Origin of the sequence: Amycolatopsis sp., assembly GCF_035276945.1 — a bacterium.
GTDB lineage: Bacteria > Actinomycetota > Actinomycetes > Mycobacteriales > Pseudonocardiaceae > Amycolatopsis_E.
The window spans coordinates 20,231-40,925 of record NZ_DATELF010000012.1 but is presented as its reverse complement, the minus strand read 5'-3'; the positions used below and the strand labels follow the sequence as shown (position 1 = coordinate 40,925).

General features: G+C 66.4%; 16 protein-coding genes and 1 riboswitch. Of the genes, 10 read left to right on the top strand and 6 right to left on the bottom strand.

What is annotated here, in order from left to right; all coding sequences use genetic code 11:
• Positions 1 to 158: 158 nt before the first annotated feature.
• Complete coding sequence (locus tag VJT49_RS01675; protein ID WP_324162384.1) at positions 159 to 530, bottom strand: transposase; 372 nt, start codon at positions 528 to 530, stop codon at positions 159 to 161.
• 624 nt (positions 531 to 1,154) lie between these two features.
• Between VJT49_RS01675 and VJT49_RS01670 the strand changes: the two genes are divergently transcribed.
• The 6 genes from VJT49_RS01670 to VJT49_RS01645 all read left to right on the top strand — a co-directional run bounded on the left by VJT49_RS01670 (position 1,155) and on the right by VJT49_RS01645 (position 9,713).
• Positions 1,155 to 1,619 carry a hypothetical protein gene (locus VJT49_RS01670; protein ID WP_324162382.1) on the top strand — a complete coding sequence of 155 codons (465 nt, stop codon included), beginning with the start codon at positions 1,155 to 1,157 and terminating at the stop codon, positions 1,617 to 1,619.
• 284 nt (positions 1,620 to 1,903) lie between these two features.
• A complete protein-coding gene (locus tag VJT49_RS01665; RefSeq protein ID WP_324162380.1) occupies positions 1,904 to 3,808 on the top strand; it encodes a peroxidase family protein in 1,905 nt (634 codons plus the stop codon).
• On the top strand, positions 3,766 to 5,154 hold the full coding sequence (locus VJT49_RS01660) for an FAD-binding oxidoreductase (RefSeq protein ID WP_324162378.1): 1,389 nt from the start codon (positions 3,766 to 3,768) through the stop codon (positions 5,152 to 5,154). The genes VJT49_RS01665 and VJT49_RS01660 overlap by 43 nt, the downstream gene beginning before the upstream one ends.
• A 68-nt stretch (positions 5,155 to 5,222) precedes the next feature.
• Complete coding sequence (locus VJT49_RS01655) at positions 5,223 to 6,044, top strand: alpha/beta hydrolase (protein ID WP_324162376.1); 822 nt, start codon at positions 5,223 to 5,225, stop codon at positions 6,042 to 6,044.
• A gap of 105 nt (positions 6,045 to 6,149) precedes the next feature.
• Positions 6,150 to 8,078 carry a GMC family oxidoreductase gene (locus tag VJT49_RS01650; RefSeq protein ID WP_324162375.1) on the top strand — a complete coding sequence of 643 codons (1,929 nt, stop codon included), beginning with the start codon at positions 6,150 to 6,152 and terminating at the stop codon, positions 8,076 to 8,078.
• 582 nt (positions 8,079 to 8,660) lie between these two features.
• On the top strand, positions 8,661 to 9,713 hold the full coding sequence (locus tag VJT49_RS01645; protein WP_324162374.1) for a hypothetical protein: 1,053 nt from the start codon (positions 8,661 to 8,663) through the stop codon (positions 9,711 to 9,713).
• Between the two features lie 508 nt (positions 9,714 to 10,221).
• On the opposite strand, the gene VJT49_RS01640 is transcribed toward VJT49_RS01645, so the two are convergent.
• A complete protein-coding gene (locus tag VJT49_RS01640) occupies positions 10,222 to 10,707 on the bottom strand; it encodes an NUDIX hydrolase (RefSeq protein ID WP_324162373.1) in 486 nt (161 codons plus the stop codon).
• Positions 10,708 to 10,876: 169 nt separating this feature from the next.
• Between VJT49_RS01640 and VJT49_RS01635 the strand changes: the two genes are divergently transcribed.
• A complete protein-coding gene (locus tag VJT49_RS01635; RefSeq protein WP_324162372.1) occupies positions 10,877 to 11,221 on the top strand; it encodes an MmcQ/YjbR family DNA-binding protein in 345 nt (114 codons plus the stop codon).
• 4 nt (positions 11,222 to 11,225) lie between these two features.
• Here the strand turns inward: VJT49_RS01635 and metH are convergent, their stop codons facing one another.
• Positions 11,226 to 14,852 carry a methionine synthase gene (metH, locus tag VJT49_RS01630; protein WP_324162370.1) on the bottom strand — a complete coding sequence of 1,209 codons (3,627 nt, stop codon included), beginning with the start codon at positions 14,850 to 14,852 and terminating at the stop codon, positions 11,226 to 11,228.
• Positions 14,853 to 14,866: 14 nt separating this feature from the next.
• A riboswitch (S-adenosyl-L-homocysteine riboswitch) is annotated at positions 14,867 to 14,947 on the bottom strand.
• 63 nt (positions 14,948 to 15,010) lie between these two features.
• Positions 15,011 to 15,226, bottom strand: a complete 216-nt coding sequence (locus VJT49_RS01625; RefSeq protein ID WP_324162368.1) for a hypothetical protein — start codon at positions 15,224 to 15,226, stop codon at positions 15,011 to 15,013.
• 497 nt (positions 15,227 to 15,723) lie between these two features.
• On the opposite strand from VJT49_RS01625, the gene VJT49_RS01620 reads away from it, so the two are divergent.
• Complete coding sequence (locus VJT49_RS01620) at positions 15,724 to 15,894, top strand: hypothetical protein (protein WP_324162366.1); 171 nt, start codon at positions 15,724 to 15,726, stop codon at positions 15,892 to 15,894.
• Between the two features lie 34 nt (positions 15,895 to 15,928).
• On the opposite strand, the gene VJT49_RS01615 is transcribed toward VJT49_RS01620, so the two are convergent.
• Positions 15,929 to 16,936 carry a DMT family transporter gene (locus tag VJT49_RS01615; RefSeq protein ID WP_324162364.1) on the bottom strand — a complete coding sequence of 336 codons (1,008 nt, stop codon included), beginning with the start codon at positions 16,934 to 16,936 and terminating at the stop codon, positions 15,929 to 15,931.
• 543 nt (positions 16,937 to 17,479) lie between these two features.
• Between VJT49_RS01615 and VJT49_RS01610 the strand changes: the two genes are divergently transcribed.
• Together VJT49_RS01610 and rnhA are read left to right on the top strand one after the other, a co-directional pair.
• Positions 17,480 to 17,905, top strand: coding sequence for a VOC family protein (locus VJT49_RS01610; RefSeq protein WP_324162422.1), 426 nt, complete (start codon positions 17,480 to 17,482; stop codon positions 17,903 to 17,905).
• Positions 17,906 to 17,909: 4 nt separating this feature from the next.
• Entirely contained in the window at positions 17,910 to 18,356 is a 447-nt protein-coding gene (rnhA, locus tag VJT49_RS01605) for a ribonuclease HI (RefSeq protein ID WP_324162420.1), read from the top strand.
• A gap of 22 nt (positions 18,357 to 18,378) precedes the next feature.
• On the opposite strand, the gene VJT49_RS01600 is transcribed toward rnhA, so the two are convergent.
• The gene (locus VJT49_RS01600; protein WP_324162362.1) at positions 18,379 to 20,613 is read right to left on the bottom strand and encodes an FUSC family protein; all 2,235 of its coding nucleotides are present in this window, start codon (positions 20,611 to 20,613) and stop codon (positions 18,379 to 18,381) included.
• Between the last annotated feature and the right edge of the window lie 82 nt (positions 20,614 to 20,695).

Genomic DNA, 20,695 nt, shown 5'->3' with positions numbered 1-20,695 from the left:
AGCGGCGCAAAAACGCCTGCCAGCAGCGGTCGACATCGGCTTCGGGGGCGCCGGTTTCGGGTCACCGCCGCTGGGCAGGTGATCAACCTGCAGCCGGATGACGGTGCCGGCGATGATCGGCAGTGGCCCCTCGTGGCCGGTCCAGGCCGCGCGTCGGGTCAGCCGCGGGTAGGGCACAACGACCGCTCCGGCGTGGTATCAGCGTCCGGCCGCAGCCACGGCGACACATCCACCGCCAACACGATGCGGCCGTCCGCGGCTTTGGGTAACCGTTGTGCGGCAACAAGATTCCACAAGCGGGTGATGTCGACACGCCCGTGGCTGATCCCCTCATACAACCCGCCATGCCCGCGCCGATGCTCCGACGCCAACGACAGCCCAAGCAGCGAACGGACCAGGCCGTCGGTACACAACACCGCACCAGCCACCTCGAACAACGCATCCACGCGAGCCGTCAGACACCCATAAAACCTTTGGCGGAACCCGGCCAACTCCCCCAGCGCACCCACCATCGTGTGCACACTGATCACCGCAACCCTTGTCGTTGATCCTCTCTCCGTAGCAAGAAGAACGACCAACCAAGGGCTGCTGCCACGATCAACTGGAGTCACCACACACCCACCCCAAGGTCAAAGATCGAGCTAACCGCTGCCGGTGACGTCACCGGACGACCAGGGCCCTGCCCTGGGTGGCGGGTTCGAGGCGATCGGCGCCGGCGATGTCAACCTGGCCGGTGTCCGGGCTTCGAACGGCGCAGCTTCGCACCCCTGAGCTTGACTTGTCCGGGATTCTGCCACTCTGCCGTGTGACGTCCTGAATCACCCGAAAGAGGCGGGTCACGATTGAGACCGGGGTGCCAAGGTGAAGGACACAAGTCGACATAGTTTCGTGCGCGTGCAGCGTGAGCCTCGGAGAGGGCATACGTCGCCACTGTGCGTGATGGCCGCTGAGAGAGCGGGGCCCGGACTAGCTTGTGCGCGGTCGGCGAGGAGTTGGCCATCATCGGCTGTCAGACAGTGTGGTGCGGTGTCCCACTCGGCGAGACTCGCTTTTCTCAGCGTCCGTCCCCCTGCGGATCGCCCGTATGCACTGCTGGTGCGAACTCGATCCGCAGGCGGGGCACAGCCAAGCCTCTCGACCGGTTAGGAGCCGTTATGGTTCGAGCGAGGATATACAAGTTCAGCGGCCTCACACTCGGCGGCATCCGGCTGCTAAATGGTGTGGCGGCGCTCTTCGTGCCGCAGCTGGTTGCTCGTCGACTGAACGTGGAGGATCAGCCAGGAAGCCTCTATGTTCTGAGATTGTTCGGCATACGCACACTGATCTTGGGGATCGAGCTGCTGTTCCTGCGCGGAAAGCGGCTGGAGTGGTCTATCCAGGTGGCGCCGCTCATCCACGCAAGTGACACGGCAGCGGCTGCCATCGGGGGAATACGCGGCCAGCTCCCGCATCGTGCCGCCATCCTCACGACTCTGATCTCCGCGACGAACACAGGCCTGGCACTGGTCGCGAAGAAATCTCACGAAGCAGATCCGTCGTACGACTTCGAAGGCGCCCGCAGCGTACGGAACCGCAGTTCTCGTCGCCGTACGCGGAATTCCGCGATGTCAAACGTGTGAGGTTGGGGTGATGTTCTGTGAGGGCGCCGGGCAGCGTTTACAGGCGGGAAGGTCCGCTTCTCGCGCCGCCCGCCTTGTCCGTCCCCACAGGCGACCTGGGCGGCGTTGCCCCACCCAGCGATCTCCTCGAGGGGCCCGATCCGCGGCCCGCTCGTCGCGAGAAACCGGACGGCCAAGTGCCGCGTGCGCAACCCAGAGCATCGTTATTCACCGTACTCGAGGCTCCCCGGCTTCCGGAACTTCCTCCAACTGCGCCGAATCCACAGCAAAAAGGTAGGGACTTCATGAAACAGAAGACAGCGGCTCCATCGCGGCGCCGAACCACCGGGAAGGTCGCGCTTATGAAGAGTCCGCAGCCGGTGGCCGGTGCGGGACATCGTACGTCGCTATTCTCGCGCGCGTACAACTCTCTTGCCGAACGGATCGACCGCCGGTTCGGTTGGGATCGATTTCCGGTGCCCGTCGGGCTCGCGATCATCAACGGTATACGCAACAAGCTCCGCCAAGAGAACCTGTATGACACGAGTACCTTGCCGACGACCAGCCGGCCCCCCGAGGAAGATGGCCACTGCCCTATGACAGCGCGTTCCTCCGATGGCTCATGCAACGATTTGGATCACCCGTCCATGGGCATGGCCGGTGCCCGATTCAATCGGAACATCCCACTTGATCGCGCTATCCCAGAGCCTGAGCCCGAACTACTGTCGCCAAATCCACGGGTGGTGAGCCGGCGGTTGATGACGAGGCATCGGTTCGAACCAGCGACGACCTTGAACACCCTCGCGGCCGCGTGGATCCAGTTCATGGTCCGGGACTGGTTCAGCCACGTCCGTTCGGACGAGAACCCGTGGCAGCTTCCGCTGGAAGCTGACGACGACTGGCCGAAGCCACCCTTGACGATCCCCAGGGTCGCCCCCGATCCGACACGGCCCACGGGAGGTACGCCCGTTCCGCCGACCTCTATCAACGTCAACTCTGCTTGGTGGGATGCCTCGTCGATCTACGGAAACAACAGACAACAGCAGCAAGTGGCGCGAACTGGCGTGGACGGAAAACTGGATGTGTTCGGTAACGAACAGTCGCTGCAACCAATAATTTCCAGCCATACCGACGCAAGCCGCGAACCCGGTTTTTGGCTTGGCCTCTCGATGATGGCCACGCTGTTTACTCGTGAGCACAACGCCATTTGTGACCGGCTTCGCACGGAGTTCGCGGACTGGACCGACGAAGACCTCTTCCAGGTCGCCCGCCTGGTCAATTCCGCCCTCATGGCGAAGATACATACAGTAGAGTGGACACCGGCCATCCTCAGCCACCCCACTGCCGTACGAGCTCTCCGAATCAACTGGTGGGGGCTTGCCTCCGAGCGTATCCACAAGATTTTCGGACGAATCAGCAGCAGTGCTCTGGTAAGTGGGATTCCTGGCTCGCGAAAGAACCATTTCGGCGTACCCTTCAATCTGACCGAGGAGTTCGTGGCCGTTTATCGCATGCACCCCCTGATGCGCGACGACTGGACGATCCGTGCGGCGACCGACGACACCACCCTGGCCGAGTACACCTTGCGCCAGATCGCCGGACCGGCAGCGTTGGAGGTCGCGCGAAAGATACCTATGCATGACCTGCTCTACTCGTTCGGAACCCTACACCCGGGCGCCATCGTGCTCAACAACTTCCCCCGTTACCTGCAGGAGTTCGAGCGGCCGGACGGGAAGGTCGTTGATCTCGCCGCGACGGACATCCTACGGACCCGCGAGCTTGGCGTGCCTCGCTACAACGAGTTTCGCCGCCTGCTCCGCATGAAGCCCGCGAAAGACTTCGAGTCGCTCACCGGCGACGCTGCGCTGGCGGCTACCTTGCGAGAGGTCTACGGCGGCGACATAGAACGTGTGGATCTCATCGTCGGCATGTTCGCGGAGAAGCGTCCGCAGGGCTTCGGATTCAGCGACACCGCATTCCGCATCTTCATATTGATGGCGTCCCGGCGACTTAGTAGCGACCGTTTCTTCACCGACGATTACACACCGGAGGTGTACACCCAGGCCGGCGTGAACTGGATAGAAACGAACACCATGGTTTCGGTTCTGCTACGTCACTATCCACAGCTGAGGCCAGCGCTACGTGGCGTCGACAACGCTTTCACACCGTGGCGCATCAGCTCGGCAACCGGGAAAGGAGTGCGATCATGACGCGACCGGTCATCAGAAACTGGAACAACTCGGTCCTCAGTACTCCGCAGCTGGTGGTCAGTCCCGAAAACGAACACGAGCTCAGCGAGATCGTGCAGGACAAGGACAAATATCCGTCGCCGGTTCGCGCTGGAGGCAGCTTTCACTCGTTGAACGGATCTATCGTCTCCGAAGGTACTCAGGTACTGATGTCGAACTTCCACGACATTAGTGTTGATATTTCGAATATGACGGTCACGGTCGGCGCCTCGGTGGAACTGATCGAGATCCGTGACGCTCTTCGGCCACATGGTATGCAACTCGAAGTGTCACCTGAAATCGGCAACGCCACCGCCGGCTCAGTCGCGTGCTGCGGTACCAAAGATGCTTCCCTGGGGCGCGACGGACCGGGACAGGTAAGCTCGATCGTCATCGGCGTACGCCTGGTCAACGCGGATGGCGATGTGGAGGAAGTGACCGAGGAGAAAGACCCTGAAAGGATGCGCTTGATCCGGTCCAGTTACGGGCTGGTCGGGATCATATTCGAGGTCACATTCCGCATCCAGCGGCAGTCGGTACTCTCATACCGGTACAAGATACTGGATCTTTCCGCCGTCTCCGACCGCGATCAGCTCTTCGAAGGCGCCGACGGCGTCCTGGCCTTCTGCATGCCCTACTCCAACCGCATAGTCGTGGAGCAACGCAGAATTCTTCCCGGCAACACGCGAATTTCGCGCTTCTCAAGACTCAAGCGATCAGCCCGGGACATGATCTGGGCGGACAAGTCGAGCTTGTTCACGACGCTGCTTCCCTTCAACTGGTTCTACGGAATTTTCGACAAGGTCACCGTGGCTGCGTTCAGGATCCTTTCGCTCCTGGGCGGATTCAATGCGCGACGCTCTGACTCGAACATCGACTACCAGTTCGACCGGTTCCATTTTTTCGACTTCACGTTCTGGGCGATTCCGGTGGATCGTTGGAGTGAATTCGTTCCGGCATTCATCGCCTTCTGTCGTGAGTACTTCGAAAACACCGGGTTTCGCACGAGCCTGGTCGCAAGTGCTTACTTCATCAATCACGATCAACGCGCCGTACTGTCGTTCTCGGCGTCCCAGGACATCTTTACGATGGACATCGCCGACTCGCGACCGAACGATCCACTCTGGCTTGAGTTCAACAGACGCTACAATGCCTTCGTTTCGCAGTTCGGCGCACGTCCGCTCTTGAATCAGACAAAACAGCTTGGCGGCGACATTGTCCACCGGACGCTCGGAACCGATTGGGAGGAGATCCTGGCGTACCGAGCCAAGAGCGATCCCGACGATCGGTTCCTGAACGAGTACTTTGCGGCACTTTCGTCTCATTGAAGTTCCAGGCCCGCAGAGAGCAGAGCAGGTAGGACCGCCACAGCGAGCGTAGAGCCAAGGAGATCGCCATGCAGATGACCGTGAACGGACTGTCCTTCCATGTCATCGACGAAGGCACGGGACCACCGGTCTTGCTGTTGCACGGCTTTCCGGACTCCTCGGCGGTGTGGCGCCACCAGATCCCCGCACTGGTCGCGGCCGGCCATCGCGTGATTGCTCCTGACCTGCGAGGATTCGGTGAGTCGGACCGCCCGGAAGGCGTTGGAAACTACCGTCTCGAGTTGGCTGTGCAGGACGTTCTCGGCATCCTCACCACGCTCGGGGTGTCGAGAGTGAACGTGGTCGGCCACGACTGGGGCGCGACGCTGGCGTGGACACTCGCCGGCGTGGCACCAGAAGTGGTGGAGCGACTCGTCGTGTTGTCGGTAGGCCACCCGTCTGCTTACTTCACCGATCAGATCCGGCAACGCGAGCTGGCGTGGTACGTACTGTTCTTCCAGTACGCCGATATCGCGGAAGAGTCGCTACGCCGTGATGACTGGGCACTGTTCCGCCTTTTCGTCCGCGGCGATGGTGACGTCGACCGCAACCTCGCCGACCTGAGCCGCCCCGGAGCGCTCACTGCCGGGCTCAACTGGTACCGCGCGAACTTTTCCCCGGCTTCCTTCGGGCAAGTCACGCCCCCGCACTTGCCGTCCGTCGGTTGCTCGGTCTTGGGAGTCTGGTCCGATCACGATCACGCTCTCGGCGAAGCACAGATGCTCGCATCCGAGAAGTACGTTACCGGCGCGTGGCGCTACGTGCGATTGGAGAGAGCCGGGCACTGTATACCACTCGCCGCTCCCGAGAAAGTGATCAGGCTGCTCGTGGAGTTCCTGGACGATTACTGATGACGAAGGTCAGGTCCGGGCGCCTGTCGGTATCCGCGGACTGGTTATCCCCTGGTCGGCCGAACGGAGACATCACTGATGAGTGAAGCATCCATCACATCAAACGTGAACGGCATCGAAACCGAAGAGGGTTTTGACTTCGTCATTATTGGCTCCGGCGCCGGCGGAGGTCCGCTGGCCGCGAACCTGGCCGAGGCCGGGATGCGGGTCTTGCTACTGGAGGCCGGCGAAGCGAGCGAGAACGACGAATATCAAGTGCCTGCCTTTCACGCGCAGGCCTCCGAGGATCCGCACGTCAGCTGGAGGTACTTCGTCCAACATTATCAGGATAGGCGGCAGGCGAAACGGGATCGCAAGTACGTGGAGCTTGGCCAGGATCCGGACCACCCCGGCTACGAGGGCATCTTCTATCCGCGGACCGGCACGCTGGGCGGGTGCACGGCGCATCATGCCCTGATCACCGTCTATCCGCACAACAGCGACTTCGACCACATCGTGGAGATCACCGGTGACCAGTCGTGGAGAAGTGAGGCCATGCGCTCCTACTTCGAGCGAATGGAAAAATTTCATCCGCCGCGCATACCAGGCCAGAGTCTGCTTGGCAAGCTACTGGGATCACCGGCCTTCGCCGGGGACCGCAACGGCAACCCTGCCCGGCACGGATTCGATGGCTGGCTTCCCATCACTTTCGCGAACCCCGAACTGGTCGTTCGAGACGCGCAACTGCTCGAGATAGTTCTAGCAGCGGCCGAGGAATCGCTCACAGACTTCCTCCAGCGACCGCTGGGGTCACTTGAGTCGCTGGCCAGCCTGGTCGACCCGAACGACTGGCGAGTGGCAAGGGACCGCCTCCAGGGGCTGTTTCTCGTCCCGATGTCCACCACAGTGGACGGTCGGCGATCGAGTGCCCGAGAGCGCATCATGGACGCGCGGCGACGATTTCCGGACAACCTGGTGCTCCGAACCGGGGCACTTGCGACGCGAGTCGTGCTGGACGCGAGCGGCAGGGCCCGCGGAGTGGACTACGTGGAGCAGCCACACACGTACCGAGCCGATCCGCGGGCGGTGGCCGAAGGCCCGTTGCCGCAGGCTCGGCGAGTGCTGGTGCGGCGGGAAGTCGTCCTCGCGGCCGGATCGTTCAACACGCCGCAGTTGCTGAAGCTCTCAGGTATCGGACCGAGGGCGGAGCTGCGAACACACGGCATCGACGTCGTGGTGGATCTCCCAGGTGTCGGTGAGAACCTCCAGGACAGATACGAAGTCGGCGTTGTCAGCGAGGTCGAGGACGACTTCGCCATCCTCGAGAACTGCACGTTTCGTCCCCCCATGCCGGGACAGCCGCCAGACCCCTGCTTCGAGGAGTTTCAGACCGGCTCCGGTGTGTACACAACCAACGGAGCCGTGATCTGCCTCCTCCTTCGGTCTCAGCCGACCCTCACCGATCCCGATCTGTTCGTCTTCGGCTTCCCCGGCGAATTCCGAGGCTACGAACCAGGCTACTCCGAGACACTGGTCCGCAACCGCAATCGGTTCACTTGGGGAATCCTGAAGGCACACACCGCCAACAACGGGGGAAAAGTGCTGTTGCGCTCAGCGGATCCGAGGGACACCCCCGACGTCAACTTCCACTACTTCGCCGAAGGTACGGACCGACAAGGAAATGATCTCGACGCCGTCGTGAAAGGAATTGAATTCGTGCGCGCTATCAACAAACGCGCCGAACGGGTCATTCACAAGGAGCTGTCACCCGGACCGTCGGTGCAGACCGTGGAGGAGATGCGAGACTTCGTTCGGGACCAAGCCTGGGGACATCACGCCTCAGGTACTTGTAAGATAGGCGCCTCAAACGATCCCATGGCCGTAGTGGACAGCCGATTCAGAGTGCACGGCGTGCGGGGCCTGCGCATCGTCGATGCCTCTGTCTTCCCCCGCATCCCGGGCTTCTTCATCGTCACGCCCACCTACATGATCAGCGAGAAGGCGAGCGACATGATCCTCCAAGACACTCGCAACCCAACCAACGCCGGTCCATAGAAGTTATGAGGTTATGTTGTCATGTCCAATGCTCGTGATCGCGTCCCCGCCGACACACCCGAAGAAGTCAAGGCACGAGCGCAAGAAGAACCGCGTGTTCCCGCATTCGACCCCACGCTCGGCGTACCAGTGGTGCGCACAGCGAGCGGCTCGCCCCGGCACCGAATCGTAGCAATCGGGGATTCCCTGCTGCACGGCTTCCAAAGCGGGGCGATATTCAACACCGACCTGTCGGTGCCGGCCATCGTCGCCTACGAACTCGGATGGATCGGCCAGTACCGCCGTCCACACTATCCCGGCTTCGGTGGGCTCCCACTCAACATCGAGTATCTGCTGCGCGATCTGGCCGACCGGTTCGGGCCGAAAACCAGCCTCTGGGAAGTACCGCTCGCGCTATTCCACCTCCACAGGTTCATGGACGAGGTCGAAGACTACTGGGAACGCGGACCGGGTGCCACCGCCCCGATCGTCTCCGCCATCAACCATGACCTGGCAGTCTTCGGCTGGGACCTCCGCGACGCGTTACAGCGCACGGCGGCCGAATGCGAACGGATGATCCGCGCACCACGGGACAACCTCCTCATGCAGTTGGTGGACAATGCTGGTGACCGCGCCGCGCTCCGGGTTCTGCCGCGCTGGTCCGAGGAAACCAGCCACATGACGGTCTTCGACGCTGCCGCCGCGCTCGGCGCGGACAAGGACACGGCAACCGACAACGGCATCGAGACCCTCGTGGTGTTCCTGGGCGCCAACAATGCCCTCGGTTCCATCACCCAACTGCGGGTGGCCTGGTCCGGACCCAACTACACCGACCTGGTCGAGAAGAAGAACTACACGGTGTGGACACCGACGCACTTCATCGCCGAACTCGCCCAGGTCGTCGCCAAGGTCAAGGCCATCGGTGCCCGGCACGTGATCTGGTGCACCGTCCCACACGTCACCATCGCACCGCTCGCCCGAGGCGTCGGCGAATCGAAGATCGCAACCGGGTCACGGTACTTTCCGCACTACACCCGCCCCTGGATCGACGACGAACACTTCCGCCCAGCCCGAGACCAAAACCTCAGCGACAAACAGGCCCGCGCGGTCGACACCGCGATCGACATGTACAACGACGCGATCCAACACACAGTACATGACGCCCGCGCAGGCACCGACGGAACAGTCCGCGACTGGTACCTGCTCGACGTAGCGGGACTACTGGACCGACTGGCGTCGCGCCGGTTCATGGAGGATGAAGACGCCCGGCCTGACTGGTGGGAACCCTACCCGCTGCCAGATGCGTTACAGTCCCTTACCCCGACACCGGACTCGCACTTCCTGGCCAGCGATGACAGCGGGGCACGCGCATCCGGTGGACTGTTCTCGCTTGATGGCGTGCACTCCACAACGATTGGCTACGGTATCCTCGCCGACGAAATAATCAAGATCATGACCTTGGCCGGTGTCTCCTTCCCGGACGCCAACGGCAACGCTCGGCCCGACCCGGCAGTGGATTTCGAGCGCCTGATTCGCCACGACACCCTTGTCCGAACGCCCCCACCGAACATCGACTCCACCCTCGAAATCTTCGGTTGGGCCGACGCCACCTTCGGCTGGGCAGCCCGAGCACTCGGCGTGGACCCTCCAATCTGACCAGCGCCCCGCACAGGTCTCCCGGTCCCCGTCAGGCGGCCTGGCGAGGGGGTGAACCGTTCGGTCGCGACCGGGTAACGATCCCGGCCAGATTGGGCGCGCCGGCAACCTCGGCATTGGGTTCCTCCCGATGAACCTGACATCGGTTCACTCGGCAGGCGCGAATGAATGGTGAGGCGGATTCAGAACCATTGGACGATGCCATCTGACGTGGCAGCGAGGTACCGTGCGCACGATGTCGCCCACCTGTGCGTCTTCCACCAGGAAGTACCCGCCCGCCGGGCCGAACTGCCTTGGCTCTGTCCTCCGTTGCGGGACAACGCCAGGTGCGGTATTGAGACATCTTGAGGTGGATCTGCGCCCGGTTCGAAAGCGCCCTTGCCAACCCAGGGTGACATTTGGAATCGTCGCGGAGCATGACACTTGGGCGTGTCGCGGCGGTTGCTGCGACGCAGCGCAGGCGGGCGGCCTGGCCGTGTCGCTTCGCGGCAGAAGGGCGGGGCCGTTCTCAGGTGGTCGAGGAGTGGACCACGCGCCTGGCGATCTCCGCGTCCAGCGGGCTCATGTCCTCACTGACCGGTTCCGATGGCGGCCACCACCGGAAGTCCAGCGCTTCGTCGTTCACGGTCAGCCGCGGCACGACTTGGAGGTGAACCCGATAGACCGCAAGGAGTTCCCGACGCTCCGGCTTCGTGAGATCGAACTCGGCCACGGCCGCGAAGGTCAGGTCCACCACGTGGATGCCGGTCTCCTCGCGCAACTCCCGCACGGCGGCCTGGCGCGTGGTTTCACCCGGCTCCCGCGTGCCCCCGGGAAGCTCCCACTGCTTCCGCCAGCTGTCGAACATCATCAGGACGGCGTCCGCGTGGGAGACGACGACCAACGATGCGGGCACGGGCACCTGCTCGACCAGACGCGCCAGCTCCTCCTCCGTGATGAAACGAAGGTCGGCCAAGGCGTTGCCGGCACGATCACGAATCGGAAGTGCGGCCATGTCTCCACTCCAACCACCGACAGAGGCATCGCGACGAGCCACCCAGGTGCGCGCGTCGGCGTGAACGGATGCGCGGGGCACGGAACGGCCGAAGCTCAAGGAGTGGCGCGAACGCGGCTGGTGAGCCGAACCGCCCGGCGCCTGGGACATCGACACGGGGAGACCACGGGTGAGCGTGCGCAGTGGTGAGTTCCAGCGGATGGTCGACATGCTTGCCGAGGTCCAGCGCGCCGAGGGACGCGACTACACGTCATTCAGCGTGCGCGGCAAACGGTTCGGCTACTACTGGCCGCGCACTCAGACCGTCGGGTTGAAGCAGACGCTGTCCGAGCAGCAGGCACTGGTGTCCGAGCGGCCGGATGTCTTCGAGGAGCAGTTCACCTCCGGCGGGTTCGGCTGGGTGGTCGTCTACCTGGCCAGAATCGAGGCCGACGAACTGTCCGAGCTGGTCTACGAAGCCTGGCGACTGTCCGCTCCGGACGAACTCGTCGCCGAGCTGGCCTTCCCCTGGTAGCGCCTTACGTCGAACTCGCGCCGGCGCCTGCCGGGTCGTAGCCCAGGTTGGGGCGCAGCCACTTCTCGATCTCGGCGCGGACGACGCCCCGCCGCCCGGCGTAGTCCTCGATCTGGTCGCGGCCCAGCCGGCCCACGGTGAAGTACCGGGACGCCGGGTGCGCGAAGATCAGCCCGCTGACGCTCGCCGCGGGGGTCATGGCGAAGGACTCGGTCAGGCCGAGCCCGATGCGGTCCGCGCCGAGCAGTTCGAACAGCTCCCGCTTCTGGCTGTGGTCCGGGCTGGCCGGATAGCCCAATGCGGGCCGGATGCCGCGGAACCGCTCGGCGTGCAGGTCCTCCAGCGACGGCCGCGCGTCCGGTTCGAACCAGTCCCGCCGTGCCCGCAGGTGGATGTGCTCGGCGAAGGCCTCGGCGAGCCGGTCGGCCAGCGCCTTGGTCATGATCGCCCGGTAGTCGTCGTGCCGGGCTTCGTAGTGGCGGGCGAGGTCTTCGGCCCCGTGCACGGCCACCGCGAACCCACCCAGATGGTCCCCGGCCGGGGCGACGTAGTCCGCGAGGCACCGGTTCGGCCGCCCGCCGGGTTTGGCCGTCTGCTGGCGCAGCATCGGGAACCGCGTTCCGTCGCCGAGCACGATGTCATCGCCCTCGCTCCGCGCCGGCCAGAAACCGTACACGCCCCGCGCGTGCAGGCTGCCGTCCGCGATGATCCGGTCCAGCAGGGCGTTGGCGTCGTCGAACAACTCGCGCGCGACCGGCTGGCCGAGGATCGCCGGGTACTTGCCCTTCAACTGCCACGCGAGGAACAGGAACTGCCAGTCGATCATCTCGCGCAGCGCCGTCAGCCCCGGCTCCACCCTCCGCACGCCGGTGAACGACGGCACCGCCAGGTCGTCGAACGGCACCCTCTCGGGGTTGGTCCGCGCCTCGTCCAGCGTCAGGATCGGGCGGCGCTGCTTGGCGGCGTACTGCGCGCGCAACCGTTCCTGCTCGGCACAGTTGGCCTCCGCCAGCGCCACCGAGCGAACGGGGTCGAGCAGATCCGACACGACGCCGACAACGCGGGACGCGTCGAGCACGTGCACGGTGGCGTGGTCGTAGGCCGGGGCGATGCGTACCGCGGTGTGCTGCCGTGATGTCGTGGCGCCGCCGATCAGCAGCGGGATCTTCAACCCGCGCCGCTGCGTCTCGGCGGCGACGGCGACCATCTCGTCCAGCGACGGCGTGATCAGCCCGGAAAGTCCGATGGCGTCGGCGTTCTCGGCGACTGCCGTGTCCAGGATGACCGACGTGGGCACCATCACGCCCAGGTCGAGCACCTCGTAGTTGTTGCAGCCCAGCACGACCCCGACGATGTTCTTGCCGATGTCGTGCACGTCGCCCTTCACGGTGGCGAGCACGATCCTGCCCTGGCCGCGCTCGGCCTCGGCCTGCCCGGACAGCCGGGCCTGTTCCTTTTCGGCCGCCATGAACGGTTCGAGGTAGGCGACCGAGCGTTTCATCACGCGCGCGCTCTTGACCACCTGCGGCAGGAACATCTTGCCCGAGCCGAAGAGATCGCCGACGGTCTTCATGCCGTCCATCAGCGGGCCTTCGATGACCTCGAGCGGACGCCCGAAGCCACGCCTGGCCTCCTCGGTGTCCTCCTCGATGTAGTCGACGACGCCGTGCACCAGCGCGTGCCGCAGCCGCTCTTCCACCGGCGCCTCACGCCAGGACAGGTCGGCCGTGCGCCTGCGCCCGCGCCCGCTCACCGTGTCGGCGAACGCGACGAGCCGGTCCGTGGCGTCCTCGCGCCGGTCGAACAGCACGTCCTCGACCAACTCGAGCAGGTCGGCCGGGATGTCCTCATAGACGGCGAGCTGGCCCGCGTTGACGATGCCCATGTCCAGCCCCGCGCGCACGGCGTGGAAGAGGAAGGCCGAGTGCATCGCCTCGCGCACGACATCGTTGCCGCGGAAGGAGAACGACAGGTTCGAGATGCCACCGCTCGTGCGCGCGCCCGGGCACCGCTGCTTGATCAGCGGCAGTGCCTCGAGGAACGCCTTGGCGTAGCCGTTGTGCTCGGCGATACCGGTCGCGACCGCGAGCACGTTCGGGTCGAAGACGATGTCCTCGGGCGGGAATCCGGCCTCACTCGTCAGCAGGTCGTAGGCACGGGCGCAGATCTCGACCTTGCGCTCGATGGTGTCGGCCTGGCCTCGCTCGTCGAAGGCCATGACGACGACCCCGGCGCCGTAGTCGCGGATGCGGCGGGCTTGGCGCAGGAAGGGCTCCTCGCCTTCCTTGAGGCTGATGGAATTGACCACGCCCTTGCCCTGCACGCACTTGAGCCCGGCTTCCAGGACGCTCCAGCGCGAGCTGTCGACCATGATCGGGATCCGGGCGACCTCGGGCTCGGTCGCGATCAGGTTCAGGAACGTCGTCATGGCCTGCTCGCTTTCGAGCAGGTCGGCATCCATGTTGACGTCGAGCAGGTTGGCGCCGCCGCGGACCTGGTCCAGGGCGACGTCGACGGCGCTCTGGTAGTCACCGGAGGAGATGAGCCTGCGGAAGCGCGCGGAGCCGGTGACGTTGGTGCGCTCGCCGATCATGACGAACCCGGTGTCGGTGCCGATCTCGAACGGCTCCAGCCCGCTGAACCGGCTGTGCGTGCGCGGGCCCGGGACGGTGCGCCCAGCGGCGCCGGACACCGCCCCGGCGATCGCCGCGACGTGGTCGGGGCCGGTGCCGCAGCAGCCCCCGACGATGTTGACCAGCCCCGAACCGGCGAACTCGGCGAGCATGCGGGCGGTCTCGTCCGGTGTCTGGTCGTAGCCGCCGAAGGCGTTGGGCAGCCCGGCGTTGGGGTGGCAGGCGACGTAGGTGCCGGCCAGCCGGGACAGCTGTTCGACGTGCGGGCGCATTTCGGTCGCGCCCAGCGAGCAGTTGACGCCCACGATCAGCGGGTGGGCGTGCTCGATCGCGGTCCAGAACGCATCAACGGTCTGACCGGACAGCGTGCGGCCGGACCGGTCGACGATCGTCACCGAGATCCACAACGGCAGGTGCGGAGCGACCTCGCGAGCGGCGGCGATCGCGGCCTTGGCGTTGAGCGTGTCGAAGATCGTCTCGATGAGCAGCAGGTCGGCACCGCCCTCGGCGAGTGCGGCGATCTGCTCGGCGTAGGCCTCGCGGACGTCGTCGAAGGTCACGGCGCGATAGGCCGGCTCGTCGACCTTCGGTGACAGGGACAGGGTCACGTTGAGCGGGCCGATCGACCCCGCCACGAACTTGCCGCGGGCCTCGTCCGCCGCCTGACGCGCGAGTTGCGCCCCGCGCAGGTTCATCTCGCGGACGAGGTGCTGCAGCCCGTAGTCGGCCTGCCCGACGCTCGTCGCGGTGAAGGTGTTGGTCGTGAGAATGTCCGCGCCCGCGGCGACGTAGCGGCGGTGCACGTCGAGGATCAGGTCAGGGCGAGTCAGGTTGAGCAGATCCGGATCGCCGGCGACGTCCCGCGCATCATCGGTGATCACCTCGCCGCGGTAGTCGGCCGGGGTCAGCCCGAAGCCTTGCAGCATCGTGCCCCACGCCCCGTCGAGCACCGCCACCCGCTGGTCCAGGATCTCGCGCAGCGCCGCGACCGTGTCCACTAGCACCCTCCCCTTGTCGGGAGGCGCCCTTGTTGCGAAATCAAGGGGGGCCGAGCGTGGCGGACCCGGGGTCCGTTGCAGCGCCTCTCGGCCTTCTCACACCGTATTGGAAATCGCCGACGGACACCACCGTGTTCCGGAACATGGACCGGCGACGCTCACAAGAGCTTGACGAATTGTTCCTCCCGCGGCGTGGGCACGGTGCCGGCGAACGGGCGTGGGCGGCGCGGAACCGCGCTACCTGAACCGCCGCGCGCCGGATACACGAGCAGTCCGCTCACCGGGTAGGGCACCGCTTCCAGCGCGGCTCGCACGGCGGGCAGGCCACGAAAGCGGTCCCGGTGCTCCTCGTCGTCGAATTCGATCTCCAGCACGACACTTCAGCGGTGGGTGTGCGAATCCCCATGCAGGGCGCCGTTCGTGATCGCGGCTTCGGTGAGCAGGTCGCTGTGCGAACGCCACCATCGACTGGTCACGAAATCCCCGTCGAAGACCTCGATCGACAGCCGGCGATTTAGGCCTGGATGCTACGGCTGGAATACCCCCAAGGATCCGCCAAATGATTCCCGACGGGCGCAGCGTGTGTCCGTGCTGGCGTGGCGCCTTTCGGCGGCCTCGACCCGCCACCGTCGTCAGCGCCCCCGTCGCGCTGTGTCACCGAGCCGATTCCGGCGACGCCGGGCGAACGGCTCCGCGGATCGCCTACGGATAGCCGGTGCCCGGAACAGTAGTGAACTAGGTATTTTCCCGGATTCCCGCGCGAGCCTCCCGCGGCACTCTGGGACAGGACAAGAACTTCCGGTCCTGGCAAGTCGCAGCTCAGACCTCACTTGTCAGGACCGGCCGTCACCATCAGCCGCAGGGGCACCTTATGAGCACCACCCCAGAGATCCACATGCCGACCCCGGATGTGCACCGGCTCCTTCGCCAGGCCCTGCTGGACCTGAGGCAGGCCCGTGCCGAGGGCGACGAGATCGGGACCGTGCGGGCCGAGCGCGAGATGAACTCGCTGCTCGAACTGCTGCCCGCGCAAGCCGCCTGACCGCTCGCGTCCTCCCTTCGTCTCGCCTGGGCGGTCACCGCGAGCCGCTCGCGGAACCCGACGACGAAGGCGACGCCGGTACGGCGGAATCCGACCGCATTCCGCGCGCCGTCCTGTCGTTCGTGGATGACTTGCGCGAGATCGCCACGCCGATCAGGGAGATCGCGCCGCCGGCGAGCCCGTATGCCGTCGGGATTTCGGCGAGCAGCAGCCACGAGAGCAGGACAGACACGGCGGGCACGACGTAGGTCGTCGCCCCGAGGCGGCCGGCGTCCATCCTGCGGAGGGCATAGGCCCAGGCCGTGAAACCGATCGCGGTCGGGAACAGCCCCAGGTAGACCACGCCCGCGAGCGCACCGGCCGGCGCCGCCCGCAGTTCCCCGGCCAGTCGCGGCACCCACGGGGTCAGCACCGCGGTGGCGACGAGGCAACCGAGCCAGATCGCGGTGAGCCCGTCGACCCGCCGCAGCGCGACCTTCTGGACCAGCATGCCGGCCGCATACAGGACGGCCGCGGTGAGGCAGAGGACGACGCCGCTCCAGTCGCGGTGGGCGGCGGCCCCCAGGGAAATGACCGCGACCCCGGCGAACGCGACGACGGATCCGAGCACAAGCCGGCGGGAAATACCTTCGCCGAGGAACTTTCCGGCGCCGAACGCGATCAACAGCGGAGCGACGTTGACCAGCACGGCCGCGGTGCCGGCGTCGACATGCCGCTCGGCGGCGTTGAGGGCGACCGTATATCCGGCGAGCCACAGCACCGCATACAGCGCGACCGGCAGCAACGCCTTCCGGGACAACCTGGTGAGCGGCGCCCGCCGGAGCCTGAGAAGTACCAGCACCGTGAGCGCCACGGCCGCGACGGCAAGCCGGACCAGTGCCATCGGCGCGGGCGACAGCGCCTCGCCGACGCCCCGGATCGCCACGAACGCGGAGGCCCACAGCACCACGGCCACGGCGACCGCCGCCACCGCTTTGCCCTCCCCCGCCGTGCCGGGGACCGTCGGGGGCGTGGCTTCGCTGATCACACGTTGTCGGGTCATACGGCCATCGTCGCCAGGCCGATTCGTCAGGACAAGCGACTATTTCCGCGCGAGCGTTAAGCAGAAATGTACAGTTGCGCCGTCCGCACACCCATGACCACCAGACCGTTGGTGACGACCGGGATCGGCAGCACGCTGATTCCCGGCTCGGCGTGGGTTCCGGTGGTGTCGCCAGGTCATGTCGGCGTCGCGGTCAAGAAGTCCGTCGCCGACCATCCCGCGGCCTGGCGGGAGATTCTCGAGTCAGTCACGAAGGACCGGCCGGTGAGCAGTCGACCGATCGGTGGACCGGCTCAGCCGTCTGGTCGGCACGCCGGTTCAGGCGTCCGCCCAGGAGATCGGGCGATGCAGGCCGTGGCCGAGATGCTGGACGCTGACCGCGATGAAAACTTCGGAACCAACCACAGAAGACCCTGGCCGCCTCCGCACCGCGGGCGTGAACCTGCTCGCGGCCGCCTACGGGGCATCAGTGTGCTCACGCTGGTGGCCATCGTCCTGCTCCGCAACGACGCCGTCTGGACGCGAGGAACCTGGACCAAGGCCATGTTGCGAGGACTTACCACAGTCAGCTTCTTCGCCGACGACGTCGCGGCCGCCAAGGCCTGGTACACGGCGCTACTCGGCATCGAGCCGTACTTCGTCCGCCCGGTCGACGGGAAACCCGCCTACGTCGAGTTCCGCATCGGCGACTACCAGCACGAACTCGGCATCGTCGACAGCGGCTTCGCCGCGCACGGCCGGCCGGCCCCGGGCGGCGGCACGGTGATCTACTGGCACGTGGACGACGTCCACGACACCTTCGAGCGGCTGCCGGCCTTGGGCGCCAAGGTGCACGAGAAGCCGGTCGAGCGCGGACCCGGATTCGTCACCGCGTCCGTGGCCGACCCGTTCGGAAACGTTCTCGGCGTGATGTACAACCAGCATTACCTGGACATTCTGGCCTCGATAAGGTCCGGATGTGGCGGCTGAGGAACTGACGGTCGAGATCTACACGGACGGCGCGTGCCACGGGAATCCCGGGCCGGGCGGCTGGGGCGCGGTGCTCCGGTACGGACGGCACGAAAAGGAGCTGTACGGCAGCGAAGCGCCCAGGACCACGAACAACCGGATGGAACTCATGGCGCCGATCCGGGCACTGGAAAGCCTCACGCGGCCGTCGTCAGTGGATCTCCACACCGACAGCAGCTACGTCCGCAACGGCATCACGATGTGGCTGCGCCGGTGGAAGGCCAACGGCTGGCAGACGCAGGGCCGCACACCGGTGAAGAACGCCGATCTGTGGCAGCGCCTCGACGCCGCCGCCGCCCGGCACGAGGTGCGATGGCACTGGGTCAAGGGGCACGCCGGGCACGCCGACAACGAGCGTGCGGACCGGCTGGCGACCAAGGGCGCGCGGGAGGCCACGCGGCACCGTGACTGATGGGAGTCGCGGGAGTAAGGCCTCACCGCCACCACGGCCGGTGCCGCTGCGCGGCCACGACCTGGACGGGTTCGACCAGTTCGGCCAGCCGGGGCGTGATGTGCCTGAGGTGCTCGCTGACCCAGAGCGCGCACGAGAGGTCCCGGACCGTGACACCGCTGCCGGAAAGCGGGTCACGGAACTGGGGCGGGGGCACGATCGGCGGCAGGTCGCCGTGGTCGGTGCGGTCGAGCCGGGAGGCGAGGTGGTCGTACCATCCGGCGAGCTGGACGGCCTGTTCGCCGAGCATCGTCCGCAACGGGTCCGGCTCCACCTGCGGGTTGGGCAGGCCCGCCAGCGAGTGCGCGGTCAGGCGGGCCCGGAGTGTCCCGGCGACCAGCCGCCACAGGTCTTCCTTCGGTACCCGCTTGGCGCCCTGTTCGGCGAGGAAGCCGCGCAGCGCGTCGTCGAGCCTGAGCCCGGCGGTGATCGCGGCCGCCGCGACGGGCGGCTCGTGCCGTAGACCGAGCGCCCAGTTCGCCGCGTTCGCGAGGTAGGCGCCCCCGGCACGGAACGCGTCGGCCAGGTCGTCGGCGACCAGGGCGGCGGCCCCGCGCGGCCAGAACAGCGCGCCGACCACGACGCTCACCGCGCAACCGAGCGCCACGTCCTCGATTCGCACCACGCCGATCCGCCACCCGACCGGCGCGAGCAGGTTGAACAGCACCGAGACCACCACGGTGAAGGCGGCCTGCCCGGCCGCGAACGGGAGCGCGCCCGGCGAGTAGGAGGCGATGAGCACCGCGATCGGCATAGCCACCCAGAGCGCCGGCGGGCTGGTGCCGATGACCCCCAGCAGCACCCCGCCGATGACGGTCCCGACGACGGTGCCCAGCAGGGCGCGCAGTGCGGTCGCACCGGTCGCGGCGGCGTTGGTGCGCAGCACGGACATGGTGCCGAGCACGACCCAGAAGCCGCGTTGCACCCCGGTCAGGTCGGCCACGGCGATCGCCGCGGCCAGCGCCACGGCCCCCCGCGCGCTGGTGAGGAACCATACCGACCGCAGGCTGGCATGGCGGGAAACCAGGCTGACCGCGGCGCCCAGCCGGGCGAGGCGGCGCTCTCCGGCCGTGAAATCGGGCAGCGGCGCGGTGCCGAACCATCGCCTGCGGCCGTCCGCCATGATCGCCGGGTCGGCGCGGCGGGTGGCGACGAGGGCGTCGGCCATCGCGGTGTGCGCCGCCATGGCCGCGGTGCGGGCGTGGAAGGACAGGTGCACGGCCTCCGCGTAACCATCGGTATCCGGGCCGAGCCGCCGCAGGTGCTCGACGCTCGCCGCGAGGCCGCGTTCCAGCTCGTCCAGTCCGGACTTTCCTGATCCGCCATCGAGCACCGCGGCCATATTCTCCAGCACCACGGCGGTGTCGGAGAGCAGCCGGCGCTCGACCTCCTCGACGCCGCTGAGATCCCGGTACTCACGCAGGCTTTCGCAGACCACCGCCGTGCACCACTCCAGCAGTCCGACCAGGCGCGCCAGCGCCTGGTCGGCCCTGGCCAGGCCGGTCGGCCGGTACGGGGTCGCGGTGAACGCGTTCTGCAGCTGATGTTTCGCCTCGATCGCCGCCTCCCGGCACTCCGGGGAGGAGTCGCCGCGCACCGACGCGTCCAGCACGCCGGCCAGTGCCCGCGCGCAGTCCGCGGCCGCCTTCCGCAACTGGGCGCCGGGCGACCGCGGTGAGAACACCAGCACCGCCAGCGTGCCCAGCACCGAGGCCAGCCACCAGCCTTCCAGCCGCGACGGGATCATGCTCAGGTTTCCGGGCGAAGCCGCCGGGAGCACGTAGGCCAGCAGGGCCGCGGTCCCGCCCGACGCCACGTTGGGCCCGATGACACCGGCGAACAGCACGGCGAACACCACCGGGATGGTCACCAGGGTGGCGGCCAGAACCGAGGAGTTGACCGCCGTGCCGATCACCAAAAGCAGGCTTCCGGTCAGGGCGAGCCCGAGATGCGCGATCAGCTTGTCACGCCACGTCCCGCCGAAGGCCGCCAGCACGAGCGTCGCGAACCCGCCGAACGCGGCGAACGTGGCCATCTGCAGGTTGCCCAGCACCTCGTAGCAGAAGGCGAACGCGCCGGGCACGACCAGCGTGGCGCGGACCGCGCGCATGGCGGCGGGCTTCGACCACACGGGCAGCCACGCCGGGCGGCTGGGCTGCCGAAGGCGGGGCAGCCAGCCGGCGGAGCGGGTCTCGGGTGGCGATGAGGTCTCCGTCACCCACCCGAGCATAAGACCGCGCCATTGGCGCCGTCAGCGGATTCGAACCGGCGGATTCGTGCCACGCGGAGTGGGGCGCGGC

What these genes read in the sequence shown, in the direction of transcription:
- VJT49_RS01645 (WP_324162374.1), top strand. Translation starts at nt 8,661, where the DNA reads ATGCAGTTGGTGGACAATGCTGGTGACCGCGCCGCGCTCCGGGTTCTG.
- VJT49_RS01670 (WP_324162382.1), top strand. Translation starts at nt 1,155, where the DNA reads ATGGTTCGAGCGAGGATATACAAGTTCAGCGGCCTCACACTCGGCGGC.
- VJT49_RS01640 (WP_324162373.1), bottom strand. Translation starts at nt 10,707, where the DNA reads ATGGCCGCACTTCCGATTCGTGATCGTGCCGGCAACGCCTTGGCCGAC.
- VJT49_RS01615 (WP_324162364.1), bottom strand. Translation starts at nt 16,936, where the DNA reads ATGACCCGACAACGTGTGATCAGCGAAGCCACGCCCCCGACGGTCCCC.
- VJT49_RS01655 (WP_324162376.1), top strand. Translation starts at nt 5,223, where the DNA reads ATGCAGATGACCGTGAACGGACTGTCCTTCCATGTCATCGACGAAGGC.
- VJT49_RS01665 (WP_324162380.1), top strand. Translation starts at nt 1,904, where the DNA reads ATGAAACAGAAGACAGCGGCTCCATCGCGGCGCCGAACCACCGGGAAG.
- VJT49_RS01620 (WP_324162366.1), top strand. Translation starts at nt 15,724, where the DNA reads ATGAGCACCACCCCAGAGATCCACATGCCGACCCCGGATGTGCACCGG.
- VJT49_RS01610 (WP_324162422.1), top strand. Translation starts at nt 17,480, where the DNA reads ATGTTGCGAGGACTTACCACAGTCAGCTTCTTCGCCGACGACGTCGCG.